Genomic DNA, 17,532 nt, shown 5'->3' with positions numbered 1-17,532 from the left:
TGATTTATGTGATGAAATGAACAGATAAGCTGCTGTTAAATATGCTTTGTAACAATTTCGTCTAGAATTTATACCAGAATTTGCTGGTCGAACACGTGCACTTTTTTAGAATACGCTGTTCCAGGCCTATCCGAACCTTTGGGAGTACACACAATGCAAGAGAACTACAAAATTCTGGTCGTGGATGACGACATGCGCCTGCGTGCGCTGCTGGAACGTTATCTGACAGAGCAGGGCTTCCAGGTTCGTAGCGTCGCGAACGCGGAACAGATGGATCGTCTGCTGACGCGTGAATCCTTCCACCTGATGGTGTTGGACCTGATGCTGCCTGGCGAAGACGGGCTCTCTATCTGCCGCCGCCTGCGCAGCCAGAGCAACCCGATGCCGATCATCATGGTGACGGCGAAGGGTGAAGAAGTTGACCGTATCGTCGGCCTTGAGATTGGCGCTGATGACTACATTCCTAAGCCGTTCAACCCGCGTGAACTGCTGGCGCGTATTCGCGCCGTGCTGCGTCGTCAGGCGAACGAGCTGCCGGGCGCGCCGTCTCAGGAAGAGGCAGTTATTGCATTCGGTAAGTTCAAGCTGAACCTCGGCACCCGTGAGATGTTCCGTGAAGATGAGCCAATGCCGCTCACCAGCGGCGAGTTCGCGGTGCTGAAAGCGCTGGTCAGCCACCCGCGTGAGCCGCTCTCACGTGACAAGCTGATGAATCTGGCGCGTGGTCGTGAATACTCGGCGATGGAGCGTTCCATCGACGTGCAGATCTCTCGTCTGCGCCGCATGGTGGAAGAAGATCCGGCGCATCCTCGTTACATTCAGACCGTGTGGGGTCTGGGCTACGTGTTTGTCCCGGACGGCTCTAAAGCATGAGGCGAATGCGCTTCTCGCCGCGAAGTTCGTTTGCCCGCACGCTGTTATTGATCGTCACCCTGCTGTTTGTCAGCCTGGTGACGACCTACCTGGTGGTGCTGAACTTTGCGATCCTGCCGAGCCTTCAGCAGTTTAATAAGGTGCTGGCATACGAAGTGCGTATGCTGATGACCGACAAACTGCAACTGGAGGACGGCACGCAGTTGGTTGTTCCCCCGGCGTTCCGTCGGGAAATCTACCGTGAGCTGGGTATTTCGCTCTACTCCAACGAAGCGGCGGAAGATGCTGGCCTGCGCTGGGCGCAGCATTATGAATTCCTCAGCCAGCAGATGGCGCAGCAGCTTGGCGGCCCGACGGAAGTGCGCGTTGAGGTCAATAAAAGCTCGCCGGTTGTCTGGCTGAAAACCTGGCTGTCACCCAACATCTGGGTGCGTGTTCCGCTCACCGAAATCCATCAGGGCGACTTCTCGCCGCTGTTCCGTTACACCCTGGCGATCATGCTGCTGGCCATCGGCGGCGCGTGGCTGTTTATTCGTATCCAGAACCGACCGCTGGTCGACCTGGAGCATGCGGCATTGCAGGTCGGTAAAGGGATTATCCCACCGCCGCTGCGCGAGTATGGCGCGTCGGAAGTGCGCTCGGTGACGCGTGCGTTTAACCACATGGCGGCAGGCGTTAAACAGCTGGCGGACGACCGTACGCTGCTGATGGCCGGGGTCAGCCATGACCTTCGCACCCCGCTGACGCGCATCCGGCTGGCGACAGAGATGATGGGCGAGCAGGACGGTTATCTCGCTGAATCTATTAATAAAGATATAGAAGAGTGTAACGCCATCATCGAGCAGTTTATCGATTATCTGCGCACCGGGCAGGAGATGCCGATGGAGATGGCGGATCTGAACGCGGTGCTGGGGGAAGTGGTCGCCGCGGAAAGCGGCTATGAACGTGAAATTGCGACCGACCTTCAGGCGGGTGAGATTCAGGTACGTATGCACCCGCTCTCCATCAAACGCGCGGTGGCGAATATGGTGGTCAACGCGGCGCGCTACGGCAACGGCTGGATCAAAGTCAGCAGCGGTACGGAACTCAACCGCGCCTGGTTCCAGGTGGAAGACGATGGTCCGGGCATCAAGCCTGAGCAGCGTAAGCACCTGTTCCAGCCTTTCGTGCGCGGCGACAGCGCGCGCAGCACCAGCGGCACGGGCTTAGGCCTGGCGATTGTGCAGCGTATTGTTGATAACCATAACGGACTGCTGGAAATTGGCACCAGCGAACGGGGTGGATTGAGTATTCGCGCATGGTTACCGGTGCCGGTTTTACGGGGGCAGGTAAAAGAGAGTTAAAAAAGGGTGGCTTTAGCCACCCTTTTCGTAGGTCGGGTAAGGCGAAGCCGCCACCCGACAAGGTTCAGTCTCTGCGGCCTGATGCCCTCACCCCGACACTCTCAAGGGCTACAGCTTCGGACCCGCACTCACCAGCGCTTCACCTGCCGGGGTATCGGTATACTTCTCAAAGTTTTCGATAAACAGTTTCGCCAGCGATTCTGCCTTCTCGCGCCACTGTTCCGGTGAACCGTAGGTGTTGCGCGGGTCAAGGATACGCGTATCCACGCCCGGCAGCTCGGTTGGGATCGCCAGATCGAACATCGGCAGCGTAAAGGTCTCGGCGTTGTCCAGCGAACCGTCCAGGATGGCGTCGATGATGGCGCGGGTATCTTTGATGGAGATACGCTTGCCGGTACCGTTCCAGCCGGTGTTCACCAGATAGGCCTGGGCACCGGACGCCTGCATGCGTTTCACCAGCACTTCCGCGTACTGCGTCGGGTGCAGCGACAGGAACGCCGCGCCGAAGCAGGCGGAGAAGGTTGGGGTTGGCTCGGTCACGCCGCGCTCGGTTCCCGCCAGCTTAGCGGTAAAGCCAGAGAGGAAGTGGTACTGCGTCTGGCTGGCGGTCAGGCGGGAAACTGGCGGCAACACGCCGAACGCGTCCGCGGTCAGGAAAATCACCTTCGTGGCGTGGCCCGCCTTCGACACCGGCTTCACGATGTTGTCGATGTGGTAGATCGGATAAGACACGCGGGTGTTTTCGGTTTTGGACGCATCGTCGAAGTCGACAGTGCCATCGGCACGCACGGTGACGTTTTCCAGCAGCGCATCGCGACGAATCGCGTGGTAGATATCCGGCTCTGCCTCTTCAGACAGGCGAATGGTCTTCGCGTAGCAGCCGCCTTCAAAGTTAAACACGCCGTCGTCATCCCAGCCGTGCTCGTCGTCGCCAATCAGACGACGTTTTGGATCGGTGGACAGCGTGGTTTTACCGGTGCCGGAAAGGCCGAAGAACACCGCCACGTCACCTTTTTCACCGACGTTCGCCGAGCAGTGCATGGAGGCGATACCGCGCAGCGGCAGCAGGTAGTTCATGACCGAGAACATCCCTTTCTTCATTTCGCCGCCGTACCAGGTACCGCCGATCAGCTGGATACGCTCGGTCAGGTTGAAGGCGATGAAGTTTTCGGAGTTCAGACCCTGCTCTTTCCACTGCGGGTTGGTGCATTTCGCGCCGTTCATCACGATAAAGTCAGGGGTGAAGTTTTGCAGTTCTTCATCGGTCGGACGAATGAACATGTTCTTCACGAAATGCGCCTGCCAGGCCACTTCAGTGATAAACCGAACGGAGAGACGGGTGTCGGCGTTAGCGCCGCAGAAAGCATCGACGATGAACAGACGCTTGCCGGAAAGCTGATGGGTGACGAGCCCTTTGAGATGCTGCCAGGTTTCAGGAGAGAGCGGTTTGTTATCGTTCTTCCCTTTGCCTTTATCGGCCCACCACAGCGTATCGCGGGTGGTATCATCTCGGACGATGTATTTATCTTTCGGCGAACGGCCGGTAAAAATACCGGTATCGACGGCGATAGCACCAAGATTCGTCAACACACCTCGCTCGTACCCTTCCAGCGCGGGATTAAGCTCTTCCTGATACAGCGTATCGTAATCGGGGTTGTAGACCACTTCCTGGACGTCGTGAATACCATAAGCCTTGAGATCTTGCGGGGTTAAACCATTAACACGCATATCACTGCTCCTTAGCCAATATGTACTGCCTGAAATTGTAGGGTTTTTCTGGGGATGTTAACCGCGACGGGGCTCATAGATTTACGTATCTGGTCAAAACCCTTACTAACGGAAAACGCTGCGACTCCAGTCACAGGGCGGGCAGATTATCGCAGGAATCGCTTTTTGGTTGGGGAAAATGTTCTTAAAAGGTTAATCTCTGGTGAATTTATCCGGAAGAATGTGAATGTAATCGCATACATGAAAGAAAATTACGTAAGGGTTACATTAGGAAAACGATTCATGTCTCCTGCAACTATGATTTCAGATATTGCCGTTGACACCCTGATATCGCTTTAATGGGACATTGTATTTTTCGTAAGCAAGGGATGAAAGATGGACAACAGTGAAACGTTATCCCCTTCAACGCGCCTGGCCGTCGTGCTGGCGGGCGCTTTACAGGGAGTGCTCTGCTATGCCATTACCTGGTACATCGGGCATGCGAAATTGCCGTCCGATACGCTGTGGTTGATGTGCGTTATTCCTGCCACCGTGGTAATGACGACCACGATGTCGCTTGCTGTGACATCGTTCAGAAAGCCTTTTTTGTGGCTGGCGCTCGGGTTGATCGGCGCGGCAGTCGCGGGTATGGGCGGCTGGCTTAAGTGGAGCGTTGCAGGACTCGAAAGCTGGAGTCTCAGAGATGAGATGCTCGTTTTCGGCTTTCATCTGCTGCTGATGACGCTGTTGGTGTTGCCATGGCTTCAGCGGCGTCTGGATCCTGTCCCGACTACCTCGTTTTACAGCGACTTTTATCAACGCAACTGGCATAACGCGCTGACGCTGCTCATTATTTTTGTTTCGAATGGTCTCTTCTGGCTGGTGCTTTTCCTCTGGGCCGAGCTTTTCGAACTTATCGGCATCGGCTTTTTTGATCGGCTTTTCTTCCATTCTGACGGGTTTATTTCAGGGGCGATTGGCGTGGTTTCAGCCAGTGCGGCCGTGCTCACGCGCATGCAGGTAAGGTTAATCCTTGCCCTGCAAAATTTGCTGACCCTCATCGCCACCGGTCTGCTTCCCCTGATGGCGGCGCTGGCGCTGCTCTTTATTGGCGCGTTGCCTTTTGTCGGCTTTGAATCCATTTCAGCCAGGATATCCGCCGCGGGCTTGCTGACCACCTTAGCGCTGCTGCTGTTATTCCTGGTGACGATAGTGTGGCATCCACAGCGTCAAACGCTGCCTTACTATGCCCCGCTGCGAGGGATGATTCGCCTTGCCGTGGCTATCGTACCCGCGTATCCGGTTCTGGCGGGATGGGCGCTGTGGCTACGCATTTCGCAATACGGCTGGTCACCCGAGCGTTTGTACGGGGTATTAATAACCATCGTGGCGCTGGTCTGGGCGGTCGGTTTTTGCGCCAGCATCCTGATTCAGCGCCGTGAACCGCAGAAAATCCATGCATACGTCATTCCGGCGACCGGGCTGCTTTCCCTCGTCTTCCTGGCGTTGATCCATACTCCCGTGCTGGATCCGTGGCGAATAAGTGTCGCAAGCCATATGGCCCGCTATCAGGAAGGCAGAATAACTGCGGATCAAGTCAGCCTGTATATGCTCAGTAACGCTGGACGAAAGGGGCGGGAGGCGATGCTCACGCTGCAAAACGATCCGCAGTTTATCTCTAACCCAAAACGCCAGCGTGAAATAAATGGTCTTCTCTCCGGGAACGCTGGCGGAGCAGGTAAGATGACCGCCGCGATGCTGGAAAAACAGGTTCAGCTCGCACCGGGAATGGCTCGTCCTGATAAGGCATTGTGGCAAGCCATGCTCAACAATCAGTATCGCTTTGAGAGCTGCGATAGCGCCCAGAGTAACTGTTTACTCATGCCGCTGGATCTTAACGGCGACGGCAAGCCGGAAGCCGTGCTATTTCACTTTACCGATCGCACGATCGTGGCTTACACACAAACCGACACGGGCTGGAGGATAGCCGGGGACGCGTGGAAAATGCCGGAGGCGTTGACCAGAGAAGAACTTGACCGCGCATTAAGGCAGAGGAAAGTGAAATCTGTCGTGAAGCCCTGGGCGGATATTGAGATTTTTGGGGAGCGTGTCGATATGAGCTACGACAGTTACAATAATGCGCAGTGGCGTTAGTGCTCTTTCTTGCCGGGTGGCGCTACGCTTACCCGGCCTACAATTAGCAATCATATCAAAAAATTGCACCATTCATTGTAGGCCCGTGCGAGCATAGCGCCGCCGGGCAACTGGCTCAGACCTTAGTGAACCTGCGGATCCGCCGGAGAGGCGTTATTGCGGATCTCCGCGATATCCATCGAATTGAACACGTAGTGCGTACCGCAGTAGTCACAGTGCATATCGATTTCACCGTCTTCCGCCATGATGCTGTCGATCTCTTCATCCGGCAGGGTTTTCAGTGCGCCAGCACAACGCTCGCGAGAGCAGGTGCACTTAAATTCCACCGCCTGCGGATCGTAAACCGTCACTTCTTCTTCGTGGTACAGACGCCACAGCACGTCGGTCGCCGACAGGGTGAACAGCTCTTCCGCTTTGATGGTTTCCGTCAGCGTTGCCAGATGCTCGAAATCATTGGTCTGCGCATCCTGCGCAGGCAGAACCTGGAGCAGCATACCGCCGGCGGCAGGCTGGCCGTCAACTTCACCGGTACGGATGAACAGGCGGGTTGGCAGCTGTTCGGAACGCATGAAGTAATCTTCCAGGCAGGCGGCAAGCGTATCGCCTTCCAGACCGACCACGCCCTGATAGCGCTCACCTTCTTCAGGCGAGATGGTGATGACCAGGTAGCCGTTACCGACCAGCGTTTTCAGATCGGCATTTTCAGGGATATCGCCCTGAACGCGCGCCACGCCGCGCATTTGCTGCTGGTTATTGCCGTTGATCACCGCCAGCGACATTGGGCCATCGCCCTGCAACTGTACGGTAATATCGCCTGCGAATTTCAGCGTGGCGGTCAGCAGGCTGGTGGCAACCAGCAGTTCGCCCAACAGGGTTTTCACCGGCAGCGGGTAGTTGTGGTTTTCCAGAATCTGTTTCCAGGTTTCGGATACGGTGACCAGCTCGCCGCGCACGGCGAATTGTTCAAACAGATAGCGGTGTAATTGGTCGTGTTGGGCCATTTTCATCTCTCGTGCAGGTGAGGGTTACTCGTTCTCACCGTGTTTAAATTTCATCAGATCGCGGCGCTCTTTTTTATCCGGTCGCCGGTCCGGGTGAGGCATGGTCAGCGCATTCATTTTGCGCGCCAGCGCGGTTTTCTCACGCTTCTCTATGCTCTGGGCCGTCTCTTCATAAAGCAAAACGGCTTCGGTTGCGGGCCGCCGCTGTTCGGTAATGGCTTTCACCACGACCGTTTTTTCATCGTTGCCCTGGCGAAGCGTCAACGTGGCATTCAGTTCAACCAGCTTGCTCGGTTTGCTGCGCTGGCCGTTGTAATGCACCTTTCCGCCATCAACCATTTCACGGGCAAGGGCGCGCGTTTTATAAAAACGGGCGGCCCACAGCCATTTATCCAGTCTTACCCCATCAGAGGGTTTTTCTTTCATGGCGTCTCCTTCACGGTAAGTGAGGGGATCATCCGGCGATAGTCGTTCAGCCCCGGATGTCGCAGATAGCTTTTTTCAGCCAGGCCGGAATCAGGATTGGTCACGCCCAGGCAATAGCGAATGCCAAATGCGGCCGCAGAATCCAGAATGGGCTCACTGTCGTCAATGAACAGCGTCCGTTCCGGCTGTAAACCGGTCTCTTCCACCACGGCATGCCACAACCGCTGATCCTCTTTCGGATAACCAAATGTGTGGGTGGAAAGCAATAAATCAAGGTGTGAAGCAAGACCGGTATGTTCCAGCTTCACGGCCAGGTTATGGGGATGCGCATTTGTCAGCAAAATGCGGCGCTTACCGCAGGCTTTCAGCGCGTCCAGAAACGGGACCGTATCGTCACGCAGTACGGCGCGTGCGCCCTGGGCGGTGGTCATGGCACAAATATCCAGACCGAGTCGCTCGCTCCAGTAGTCAAGACAGTACCAGTTTAGCGTATGCTGCACCGCGCTATATTGCGAACGAATGAATTCCTGCGCTTCCGCCGGGGAGATCCCCTGCTGTTCACCGTATGTTTCCGGTACCAGCTTTTGCCAGAAATAGTTATCAAAGGCGAGATCGAGCAGCGTGCCGTCCATATCAAGCAGGACGGTATCGACCGCCTGCCAGTCGATATCAAGATGCATAAGGGGGAACTCCAGCCAGAAGAAACGTGCGCGACAGGGTAGCACAACTTGTCGCGCAGGGACGTTATCCGATCAGGCTCTCAGAAGAGGAGATCAGTTTCGGATTAAGGCAATTTTCGTAGTAGGCCTGGATGTCTGCCAGTCGCGTGCGGGAGCGCTGGTAGCGGCGTACGGCCTGATAACCGTTCCAGACAATGCACGCCAGCATCGCAATCAGCAGCAGAGATGTTCCTACGTAGCGCCACAGGCCAGCGCTGTCCGGCATGCGGTGCAGGCCAATATGACGTGTGCCGTTGGCGTCGGTAAACAGGGTAGTGACGATCCCTTCTGCGCTGAACGGCGTTCGCATCAGCATCTGCGCCAGGCGCTGAAATTCGCTCCACTGTTCCTGAGCAGGATAGTCATACAGCGAAACCTGCGGATAGGGTTGATCCACCAGGTCGCTGCCTTCATCGCTGGCAATCACAAATCCGCCTGGCGCCGGGCTGTTAAGCGCCTGGGCCGCACGGGTGGTTTCACGCAGCACGAAGGGGGCGGTAGACGTCGCCACCAGGTTATCCAGCGACTCGGCGCTGACCGGACGCAGAAGCACGTTCACGCCGTCGAGGCGTCCCGCTTCGGCGCGTTTCACCAGCGCATCCCAGTCCTTGCTGTTGCCGAGGTTGACCAGCGCGTTCTTAAGCCGGATACAGTCATCCTGAGCCGAACAGAGATCTTCAGTTTTCAGGACGATTTCGCCAAAGTCATCCAGCAGGACCATGCCCGACTTCTGAATGGCCGAGCGCAGAGCAGGGCTCACGCGAGAATCATCATCCGGTTTTGGATGGAGCTGGCGATTAATCGTCTGGGTGAGCGCGGTAGCCTTATTGACCACATCCGATTCCGGCAGCGGCAGCGGAGAGGCATCATTCCAGATGATCTGAGAGCAGTCGAACGGCGCGAACGGCGAGTTCTGACGCGTGTTCCAGGCGCCCGGCGTGTGGATATTACACATCCCGGTACCTTTCAGCCGCAACGTATCTCCCACGCGGACACCCGCTTCTTCAAGCTGCTGGACGCTGGTGGCTTCCACGGTTTGCGCCCCTTTGATCCACGACAGGGTAAACTTAATCGGCATATCCAGCGGCACGAAGAGCAGCAGCATAACGAAGACGAGCGCAGCGCCACCGGCAATCACCGCGCTGCGAAGCCAGTGCTGAAGCGGGAAGTTTTTCACTTCATCGTGCAGGGACAAATAACGTCCCTGGCGTACAACGTGGCGGTCGAGATAGATATCAATATCCGTTTTTTGGCCCAGGTCCTGCGCAATCCACGGCTGCCAGTGGCGTGGATAGATAAGATCGATGATCCCGAGCGAGATATTGTTGATATGTTCCTGATCGTTCTCGCCGAACAGTCCCCAGCGTTTTGGGGTTCCGCGCAGGCAGTGAATTTCACGTAACGACGTTTTTGCCGGCGGGGCAAATATGCCCCACAGTCCGGCGGCCAGAAGCAGTACCGCGCCACCCGCGAGCCACGGAACAAACACGTCCGGCGTCAGCAGGCAGATGAAAAAGAGCAGGAACGAGACGACAATCAGCACCGCTTCGCGAATGCCATCCGGGCGGCTCAGGACGTACTCTTCATGCGTCTCCTGACGGATGTTCAGCAGTTCAATCTGCTCTGTCTCTTCACCGCGAATAGAGGCCTGCGTTCCGCTCGCGCGCTCCAGCGCAAAGCGTGGCGCTTCCTGAACATATTCGCTCAGGGTGTGACCATTAAGGGAAATAACCAGCGGCAACGTATCGGTATGGATGAGCTCGACGCTGTTTTCATCGTTAATATACTGCTCCCAGAAGGGCGGCAGGTGGACTTCAACAGAATCGAGATAGTAACGCCACTTGTTGGGATCGTCGGTAGTGATGCCGTAGCGGGTAATGGAGCGCGTCACGCACAAAACGGTGTCGCTTTGTGCGTTCAGGTTAAGCGATACGGGGGCGGTGCTGGCGCCGGTAGGGCCAGGCGAAAGCCGGGATCGGTTCAGCGTGTCGAGATACTGCTCAACGGTGCTGCGTTCCTCTGGCGAGAGCTTGCGCGTGTTTGCCCCGGCGAACGCGTTTAAAAAGGGCAGCCGATAACGGCGATGTACGCGGCGCCTGAATACCCACACCGCAATCGACGCGCAGGCCAGCACAGCAGCGAGAAAAATCAAAATGGTGCTCATGCTTTCCCCATCTTACTTATCTTCTTACAGGTGTTGTCAGTCGCACCTTTTGTACAATGAATGAGATTCTGTGGTCGGCTATCGGCAAGTATGGAGTCTAACTTGAGCATGTTGACGCGCATCCCAGTGACCGGTAATGATACCAAAGCCTGTTCCGGCGCGATATCAGCAAATTCCTGGAAACATTTCAACCTATTGACATTTGTTTTGAAATGAGAATCGCATTCAGTTACGTTGCATAAATGTAAATAAAGAGCAATTGACATTGCCGAAACCGTACGGCGTATCGCACAATAAAGCCAGTTCACCCAGCAAAGACCCGTCAAGATGACCAAACCCTTACAAAAGCCCACCATTCTGAATGTTGAAACCGTCGCGAAATCGCGTCTGTTTAATGTTGAAAGCGTGGATCTGGAATTCAGCAACGGCGTGCGTCGTGTTTATGAACGTATGCGCCCCTCCACGCGCGAAGCGGTGATGATTGTGCCCATTGTCGACGAGCACCTGATCCTCATTCGTGAATACGCCGTGGGCATTGAATCCTACGAGCTGGGCTTTTCCAAAGGACTGATCGACCCGGGCGAAACGGTTTTTGAAGCGGCAAACCGGGAGCTGAAAGAAGAGGTCGGTTTTGGCGCGAAGGAGCTGACGTTCCTGAAAAAGCTGAGCATGGCGCCATCCTATTTTTCCAGCAAAATGAACATTGTTGTCGCGGAAGATCTCTATCCTGAATCGCTGGAAGGAGACGAGCCGGAACCGCTGCCGCAGGTTCGCTGGCCGCTGGCCCACCTGATGGATTTGCTGGAAGATCCTGACTTTAACGAGGCGCGCAACGTGAGCGCACTGTTCCTGGTGCGGGAGTGGCTGAAGGGGCAGGGGCGTTTGTAGCGCCACCCGTAAAAACGGCAACCGATGGTTGCCGTTTTGCGTTACGCTGTAGGCCGGGTCAGGCGTCGTCGCCACCCGGCTTTTTTGTCGGCGTCAGAAGAGCTCGTGCGTTTCGCCGTTATCAATGATTTCGGTACCCACCTCGTGCACCGCCTGCGTGGTTGGCTGCGTGCCCTCGATGAAATACTCTGCGCGGCTGTTGCCGCCATTCGCCAGCTGCCCGGTGCTGCGGTCAATATTGACCGTGACAATGCCCGGCGGAGGCGTTAGCGGCTGCTCCGGTACGCCGTCGAGAGCGGCCTTCATGTAAGCATCCCAGGCCGGCTGCGCACTCTTCGCTCCGCCCTCGTAACCGGAAATCTGATCTTTAATCGCGCCAGAAGCGGTTGTGCGCCCCAGAGTACGGCGGTGATCGTCAAAACCAATCCAGACCGAGGTGACAACGCCCGGGCCATAACCCGAGAACCAGGCATCTTTTGAACTGTTGGTGGTGCCGGTTTTGCCGCCAATGTCGCGGCGCTGCAAATCGCGGCCCGCTCGCCAGCCGGTGCCTTGCCAGCCCGGTTCGCCAAAGATGTTGGTGTTCAGCGCGCTCTTAATCAGGAACGACAGCGGGGTGCTGATGACGTGCGGGGCATACTCCTGCGCGCCGCTCTGGGCGACCAGCGCCTGATTAGCCTGTTCCAGCTGAGGCTGCGGCACCGTCAGATTCTGACGTTCCTGAGAGATCGCCACATCTTCCATATCCTTGTTTTCAAGGACATTTGATTTTGGCGTGTCGCCGTAAATCACCGGTATATCGCATTCAGGGCAGGCAATTTTCGGCTTCGCTTCAAACACCACGCCGCCCTGATCGTTCTCGATTTTGCTGATGAAATACGGATCGACCAGGAAGCCGCCGTTCGCCATCACCGAGTATCCACGCGCGACCTGAAGCGGCGTAAAGGACGCGGAGCCGAGCGCCAGAGATTCGGTATGGACGATGTTTTGCGCCGGGAAGCCGAAGCGTTGCAGATACTCTGCCGCATAATCAACGCCCATCGCACGCATCGCGCGAACCATGACCACGTTCTTCGACTGGCCAAGCCCCTGACGAAGACGGATAGGGCCAGCGTATTGCGCCGGAGAGTTCTTCGGCTGCCAGTCAGAGCCCGCACCGGCATCCCAGCGGGAAATGGGCACGTCGTTGAGAATACTGGCGAGCGTCAGCCCCTTGTCCATCGCCGCGGTATACAGGAACGGTTTGATGTTCGAACCGACCTGACGCAGCGCCTGGGTTGCGCGGTTAAATTTGCTCTGGTTGAAATCGAACCCGCCCACCAGCGCCATCACGGCACCGTTTTGCGGATTGATGGAGACCAGGGCAGAGTTGACGTCCGGCACCTGCGCCAGCCACCAGGCATCACCGACCTGACGTACCCAGATTTGTTGTCCGGTTTGTACGACATCGGTCACTTTACGCGGCGTCGGGCCCTGAAGAGTGTCAGAGCGGTACGGACGCGCCCAGCGGACACCCTCCATGCGCAGCGACACAGAGGTGCCATCGGCCATCATTGCCACCGCTTCCTGCGGATCGGCCTGGGTTACCACCGCCGGACGCAGCGGGCCATAGGTCGGCAGCGCCTTCAGGGAATCAGTGATTTTTTTGCTGTCCCATGCGCCTTCGCCCACTCTCCACAGCACGTTAGACGGGCCGCGATAGCCGTGACGCATATCGTAATCCATCACGTTATTACGCACCGCCTGCTGGGCAGCCTGCTGCACCTTGCGGGTCACGGTGGTGTAAACGCGATAGCCGTCTTCATACGCTTTGTCGCCGTAGCGGCGCACCATCTCCTGGCGAACCATTTCCGTCAGATACGGCGATGAGAAAGCAATTTCCGGCGCATGGTAATTGGCGTCGATAACCTCGCCGCGCGCCCGATTGTAGTCATCCTGGCTGATGTAGCCTTCGCTCAGCATACGCGACAGCACCACGTTGCGACGCGCGGTGGCGCGGTCCAGCGAGTAGAGCGGGTTAAATGTGGACGGCGCTTTTGGCAGGCCGGCAATGGTCGCCATTTCGCTCAGCGTGAGCTGATCGATCGGCTTACCAAAATAGACCTGCGCCGCTGCCCCTACGCCATAGGCGCGGTAGCCCAGATAGATCTTGTTGAGGTAAAGCTCAAGGATCTCGTCTTTGCTCAGCAGTTGCTCAATGCGGATCGCGAGGAATACCTCTTTGATCTTACGCATTAGCGTCTTTTCCGGGCTGAGGAAGAAGTTACGCGCCAGCTGCTGGGTAATGGTACTTGCCCCCTGAGAGGCATGACCAGAGAACAGCGCCACGCTTGCCGCACGGAAAATACCGACCGGATCCACACCGTGGTGCTCGTAAAAACGGCTGTCCTCGGTGGCGATAAAGGCCTTCACCATGACGGGCGGAATTTCATTTAAGGTCAACGGGATACGACGTTTCTCGCCGTATTGCGCCATCAGTTCACCGTCGGCGCTATAGACCTGCATAGGGATCTGGAGCCGCACATCACGAAGCGTGGCGACATCAGGTAGTTGCGGCTCGACATATTTGTACAAACCAATAATCGAGCCTGCTCCCAGCAGAATGCAACAGACTGCAAGGATCAATAAATACTTTACGAACTTCACCGGAGATTTCCCATTTGGTTTAGCCTGGGCAGTTTCTAAACAATCGCGCGGTAGTATAAAGGCAAGCCTGATTCATTGATATAGCCGTCACTCCGACGGGCGATAAGGAGATCGTGAAGCATGGCTTTTAAAACGTGGCAAACAGGCGTTCATATTCAACAGGATAAGGTGGTCGCGGTGGCGCTGACCCGGGAGCGGGCCGGCTGGCGTTTACGCCGCTGGTGGGCCGTGCCGCTGTCGGACGGCATTATTGGGGAGGGAAAAATACTCAAGCCCGATCAACTGGTTAATGCATTACGCGGCTGGCGGAAGACGTTGCCGCACGCGCATCGGGTTTTTCTCTCATTTCCGGCGACGCGCGTGCTGCAACGCGCGTTGCCCCGGCCCAACGTAGCCTTGCGCGACAGCGAACAGCTCACCTGGGTAGGGGCCACATTAGCACGTGAGCTGGAGATGCCCGCCGATACGCTCTGCTTTGACTACGCGCAGGATACGTTCAGCAACACATTTCATGTCACCGCGGCGCAAAACAGAGAGGTCGATACTCTGCTGTCGCTGGCGAAAGCGCTGCGTTTGCGCCTGGCCGCCATCGCCCCGGATGCCGGCGCGCTGGCTAATCTTCTCTCTGCTGTTGAACCCGCCCGGTGCGTGGCCTGGAGGGATGAAGACCAGTGGTTATGGGCGATGCGTCATCAGTGGGGGCGGCGCTATACCACAGAAGCGGCGACGGTGAATGAGCTGGCGGCGCTGCTTGCGCTGTCTGCTTCTGACATCGCCGTTTTTGATGCTACTCGCGATCCCTGGGAAGCGGTGACGCTGTGTCAGCCGCCGCTGCCTGAATGCGGTGCTGAGTACACCGTCGCCCTGGCGCTGGCCATGAGCGAGGCACGTTGATGAGCATGCCCAATCTTTTACCGTGGCGTCGGCAACAGCGTATCCAGCGTCTGCGCTTCTGGGGCCTGCTGTACGTCGCCTCGTTGCTGGTGATGCTGGCGGGCGGCGTTAGCCTGCGGGCGGCTCAGTCTCTTTCGTCACATGCGTTGCAAAGCGATCTGGCGGGCACGCGTGCGGTGCAGAAGGTATTGAAAGCCCGTCAGCCGCAGCCAGCGGCGCTGAATACCCCTTCTCAGCCGCCCGAGCCGGTGGCCTGGCAACCCGTGCTGGAATCCCTCGCTGGCGCCATGCCCCAGCAGGCCTGGCTGACGGCGCTGCGTTACCAGCCACCCACGCTGATCCTGACGGGTTATACCTCCTCACTTTCGGCGCTCTCCGCCATGACCGATGCACTGAAAAGGGTGGCGGGTTTTAACCCCGGGCCGACAGGCGAACTGCAACAGGATAGCCAGGGGCGATGGATGTTCTCTTTTCAGCTGCATAGCCGGAGGTAGCCAGTGGGGATCTATCAACGCTGGGCTGATGCACGCCCTTCCCGACGCGTACTTTGCTGGTTGATGGCATCGGGGGTCATCGCGTTTGTGATGTGGGGGCTGCTGCTCAGACCCGCAGCTCTTCGCCACGCCGATATTCAGGCGCAGGCCATCAGTACACAGCGGATTAATGCCTCGTTGTGGCCAGAAGCCAGACGGCGACCGGGGGTGACGCAAGGGAAGCTCTCGCAGCCCTTTTCTCCGCTGGCATTTCAGCGTGAGGACGCAAGGCTGGTGTACTGGAAGCCGCAAAAGAGTGGGGGAGAGCTGGCGCTGGATGTCTCATGGAGCGCCGTTCCGGCGCTCTTTTCCCGGCTGGCGCTTAAGAACGTGCGGGTGAGCGCGTTTGATCTTACGCCTCAGGGCAAGCAGCTACGCCTCAGCCTGCAACTGGAGGTCGGTCATGCGCGGTAAAGCCCGTTTGCTGATCCTGCTTTCTCCGCTTTTCCTGACCGGGATGCGGGATCCCTTCTCAGTGCCACACGAGAGCTGCGCCGCAGGGCAACTGAGCCAGTGGCGTTATCAGGGGATAGTCAGTGGCGGCATGGATATCGGCCTTATGCAGGACGGGCAGAAACGCTGGCACCGGGTAAAAACGCAGATGCGGTTACCGCCAGGCTGGCGGGTAAGTGCGATAGATAAACAACAACTGACCGTTGATGTCGGCGACATGTGCGAGCCGAAGCGATGGACATGGCAACGAGAAGGAACGAAAAAAAGTGAAGATAAGGATATTGCTGTTGCTGACGGCACTCAGCCAACCCCTGTGGGCCGCCACGCCAAAACCGGTCACCCTGCTGGTGGATGATGTCCCGGTGGTGCAGGTTTTACAGGCATTGATAGCGCAGGCGGACCGCAATCTGGTGGTCTCGCCGGACGTCAGCGGTTCGCTTTCGCTAAATTTAACACGGGTGCCCTGGAGGCAGGCGCTCCAGACGGTAGTGAACAGCGCCGGGCTGGTATTGCGGGAAGAGGGCGGCATTTTTTATGTGCATACGGCGGCCTGGCAACGGGACCAACAGACGCGTAAAGAGCAGGAGCGGGCCCAGCGTTTGCTCGATGCCCCGCTTCTCTCTCACAGCATTCCGTTTGCCTGGGCAGATGCAGCCGAATTGCAAAAAGCGGCGGAGAAGCTCTTAAGCCCGAAAGGCAGTCTGTCCGTCGACAAGCGCACCAATCGTCTCCTGATCAGGGATAACCAGACGGTTGTGGACACGCTCTCGCGCTGGGCGGCGCAGATGGATCTGCCCATCGAGCAGGTGGAGCTGGCGGCGCAAATCGTGACCATCAATGAAAAAAGCCTGCGCGAGCTGGGCGTGAAGTGGAGTCTCGCCGAGGCGTCGGAGGCGGGAAAAGTGGGGCAGGTGACGACGCTTGGTGCCGATCTGTCGGTCGCCAGCGCAACCACCCACGTGGGGTTCAACATCGGGCGCATCAACGGCAGGATGCTGGATCTTGAGCTGTCTGCGCTTGAGCAAAAGCAGCAGGTGGACATTATCGCCAGCCCGCGGCTGCTGGCGTCGCATATGCAACCGGCCAGCATCAAGCAGGGCAGTGAAATTCCGTATCAGGTTTCCAGCGGCGAGAGCGGGGCGACATCCGTTGAATTTAAAGAGGCGGTATTAGGGATGGAGGTCACACCGGTGGTGCTGCCAGGCGGCCGCGTACGTCTGAAGCTGCATATCAGTGAAAATATGCCCGGACAGGTACTGCAACAGGCAGACGGCGAAACGCTGGCGATTGATAAACAGGAGATCGAAACGCAGGTGGAAGTAAAAAGTGGGGAAACGATCGCACTGGGCGGGATCTTTTCGCAAAAGAATAAAACCGGACGCGATAGCGTGCCTGTGCTGGGCAACATACCGTGGCTGGGTCAGTTGTTTCGCCATGACGGAAAAGATAACGAACGGCGCGAGCTGGTGGTGTTTATCACGCCACGTCTGGTCAGTATTCATTAATGGGTAACGATCCCCGCAATGATTTTGCATTCAGTTTGTTGCAGATGTTTGACGTGGGGCATGAATTAGCATACAAGGAGTACCGATTTGAGTTGGCCTTACGTCTTATTTCCTTATGCGCCGGGAACGGTGATTTAATCAGTTGCCAAACAAGCCGGAGTATTGAGATAATTTTTCGTCTGACTCTCGCTCTATTGCAAATGAGGTTTCAGTTCATGTCCTGCTA

General features: G+C 57.0%; 15 protein-coding genes. 9 read left to right on the top strand and 6 right to left on the bottom strand.

Annotation, left to right across the window (positions count from 1 at the left end):
• Window positions 1-153 precede the first annotated feature (153 nt).
• The gene (ompR, locus tag IM300_RS07775; protein WP_001157751.1) at window positions 154-873 is read left to right on the top strand and encodes a two-component system response regulator OmpR; all 720 of its coding nucleotides are present in this window, start codon (window positions 154-156) and stop codon (window positions 871-873) included.
• Complete coding sequence (envZ, locus tag IM300_RS07770) at window positions 870-2,216, top strand: two-component system sensor histidine kinase EnvZ (protein WP_003861615.1); 1,347 nt, start codon at window positions 870-872, stop codon at window positions 2,214-2,216. Before ompR ends, envZ begins: the two co-directional genes overlap by 4 nt.
• A gap of 108 nt (window positions 2,217-2,324) precedes the next feature.
• Here envZ and pckA read toward each other — a convergent pair whose 3' ends face one another.
• Window positions 2,325-3,944 (bottom strand): phosphoenolpyruvate carboxykinase (ATP), encoded by a 1,620-nt coding sequence (gene pckA / locus IM300_RS07765; RefSeq protein WP_193035991.1) that lies wholly within the window; start codon window positions 3,942-3,944, stop codon window positions 2,325-2,327.
• Window positions 3,945-4,319: 375 nt separating this feature from the next.
• Between pckA and IM300_RS07760 the strand changes: the two genes are divergently transcribed.
• Window positions 4,320-6,077: a DUF4153 domain-containing protein gene (locus IM300_RS07760; protein WP_193035990.1), complete on the top strand. Its 1,758-nt coding sequence runs from the start codon at window positions 4,320-4,322 to the stop codon at window positions 6,075-6,077.
• Between the two features lie 122 nt (window positions 6,078-6,199).
• Here IM300_RS07760 and hslO read toward each other — a convergent pair whose 3' ends face one another.
• The 4 genes from hslO to IM300_RS07740 all read right to left on the bottom strand — a co-directional run bounded on the left by hslO (window position 6,200) and on the right by IM300_RS07740 (window position 10,387).
• Window positions 6,200-7,084, bottom strand: coding sequence for an Hsp33 family molecular chaperone HslO (gene hslO, locus IM300_RS07755; RefSeq protein WP_006812239.1), 885 nt, complete (start codon window positions 7,082-7,084; stop codon window positions 6,200-6,202).
• Between the two features lie 18 nt (window positions 7,085-7,102).
• Window positions 7,103-7,504, bottom strand: coding sequence for a ribosome-associated heat shock protein Hsp15 (hslR, locus tag IM300_RS07750; RefSeq protein WP_063449514.1), 402 nt, complete (start codon window positions 7,502-7,504; stop codon window positions 7,103-7,105).
• Window positions 7,501-8,184 (bottom strand): GMP/IMP nucleotidase, encoded by a 684-nt coding sequence (gene yrfG / locus IM300_RS07745; RefSeq protein WP_006812237.1) that lies wholly within the window; start codon window positions 8,182-8,184, stop codon window positions 7,501-7,503. Before yrfG ends, hslR begins: the two co-directional genes overlap by 4 nt.
• Window positions 8,185-8,248: 64 nt before the next feature.
• Window positions 8,249-10,387 carry an intracellular growth attenuator family protein gene (locus tag IM300_RS07740; protein WP_063865725.1) on the bottom strand — a complete coding sequence of 713 codons (2,139 nt, stop codon included), beginning with the start codon at window positions 10,385-10,387 and terminating at the stop codon, window positions 8,249-8,251.
• A 327-nt stretch (window positions 10,388-10,714) separates the two neighbouring features.
• Here IM300_RS07740 and nudE point away from each other — a divergent pair, with 327 nt between their 5' ends.
• On the top strand, window positions 10,715-11,275 hold the full coding sequence (gene nudE, locus IM300_RS07735; protein WP_063449510.1) for an ADP compounds hydrolase NudE: 561 nt from the start codon (window positions 10,715-10,717) through the stop codon (window positions 11,273-11,275).
• A gap of 93 nt (window positions 11,276-11,368) precedes the next feature.
• Here the strand turns inward: nudE and mrcA are convergent, their stop codons facing one another.
• Window positions 11,369-13,921, bottom strand: coding sequence for a peptidoglycan glycosyltransferase/peptidoglycan DD-transpeptidase MrcA (mrcA, locus tag IM300_RS07730; RefSeq protein WP_193035987.1), 2,553 nt, complete (start codon window positions 13,919-13,921; stop codon window positions 11,369-11,371).
• Window positions 13,922-14,041: 120 nt separating this feature from the next.
• Here mrcA and pilM point away from each other — a divergent pair, with 120 nt between their 5' ends.
• From pilM to hofQ, 5 genes are read left to right on the top strand one after another with little or no spacing between them, the layout of a single operon-like run.
• Window positions 14,042-14,815 (top strand): pilus assembly protein PilM, encoded by a 774-nt coding sequence (pilM, locus tag IM300_RS07725; protein ID WP_193035985.1) that lies wholly within the window; start codon window positions 14,042-14,044, stop codon window positions 14,813-14,815.
• The gene (locus tag IM300_RS07720; RefSeq protein WP_193035983.1) at window positions 14,815-15,309 is read left to right on the top strand and encodes a PilN domain-containing protein; all 495 of its coding nucleotides are present in this window, start codon (window positions 14,815-14,817) and stop codon (window positions 15,307-15,309) included. Before pilM ends, IM300_RS07720 begins: the two co-directional genes overlap by 1 nt.
• 3 nt (window positions 15,310-15,312) lie before the next feature.
• Window positions 15,313-15,762: a DNA utilization protein HofO gene (locus IM300_RS07715; protein WP_193035981.1), complete on the top strand. Its 450-nt coding sequence runs from the start codon at window positions 15,313-15,315 to the stop codon at window positions 15,760-15,762.
• On the top strand, window positions 15,752-16,156 hold the full coding sequence (locus IM300_RS07710; protein ID WP_107534064.1) for a HofP DNA utilization family protein: 405 nt from the start codon (window positions 15,752-15,754) through the stop codon (window positions 16,154-16,156). Before IM300_RS07715 ends, IM300_RS07710 begins: the two co-directional genes overlap by 11 nt.
• Entirely contained in the window at window positions 16,068-17,306 is a 1,239-nt protein-coding gene (gene hofQ / locus IM300_RS07705; protein WP_193035980.1) for a DNA uptake porin HofQ, read from the top strand. Before IM300_RS07710 ends, hofQ begins: the two co-directional genes overlap by 89 nt.
• Window positions 17,307-17,532 lie beyond the last annotated feature (226 nt).

The organism is Enterobacter cloacae complex sp. I2, assembly GCF_014896205.1.
Classification (GTDB): domain Bacteria; phylum Pseudomonadota; class Gammaproteobacteria; order Enterobacterales; family Enterobacteriaceae; genus Enterobacter; species Enterobacter quasihormaechei.
The sequence above is the reverse complement of the archived record's forward strand: the minus strand, read 5'-3'. Positions and strand labels throughout refer to the sequence as shown.

Coding starts and splice junctions, on each gene's coding strand:
- ompR (WP_001157751.1), top strand. CDS start 154: ATGCAAGAGAACTACAAAATTCTGGTCGTGGATGACGACATGCGCCTG.
- envZ (WP_003861615.1), top strand. CDS start 870: ATGAGGCGAATGCGCTTCTCGCCGCGAAGTTCGTTTGCCCGCACGCTG.
- pckA (WP_193035991.1), bottom strand. CDS start 3,944: ATGCGTGTTAATGGTTTAACCCCGCAAGATCTCAAGGCTTATGGTATT.
- IM300_RS07760 (WP_193035990.1), top strand. CDS start 4,320: ATGGACAACAGTGAAACGTTATCCCCTTCAACGCGCCTGGCCGTCGTG.
- hslO (WP_006812239.1), bottom strand. CDS start 7,084: ATGAAAATGGCCCAACACGACCAATTACACCGCTATCTGTTTGAACAA.
- hslR (WP_063449514.1), bottom strand. CDS start 7,504: ATGAAAGAAAAACCCTCTGATGGGGTAAGACTGGATAAATGGCTGTGG.
- yrfG (WP_006812237.1), bottom strand. CDS start 8,184: ATGCATCTTGATATCGACTGGCAGGCGGTCGATACCGTCCTGCTTGAT.
- IM300_RS07740 (WP_063865725.1), bottom strand. CDS start 10,387: ATGAGCACCATTTTGATTTTTCTCGCTGCTGTGCTGGCCTGCGCGTCG.
- nudE (WP_063449510.1), top strand. CDS start 10,715: ATGACCAAACCCTTACAAAAGCCCACCATTCTGAATGTTGAAACCGTC.
- pilM (WP_193035985.1), top strand. CDS start 14,042: ATGGCTTTTAAAACGTGGCAAACAGGCGTTCATATTCAACAGGATAAG.
- IM300_RS07720 (WP_193035983.1), top strand. CDS start 14,815: ATGAGCATGCCCAATCTTTTACCGTGGCGTCGGCAACAGCGTATCCAG.
- IM300_RS07710 (WP_107534064.1), top strand. CDS start 15,752: ATGCGCGGTAAAGCCCGTTTGCTGATCCTGCTTTCTCCGCTTTTCCTG.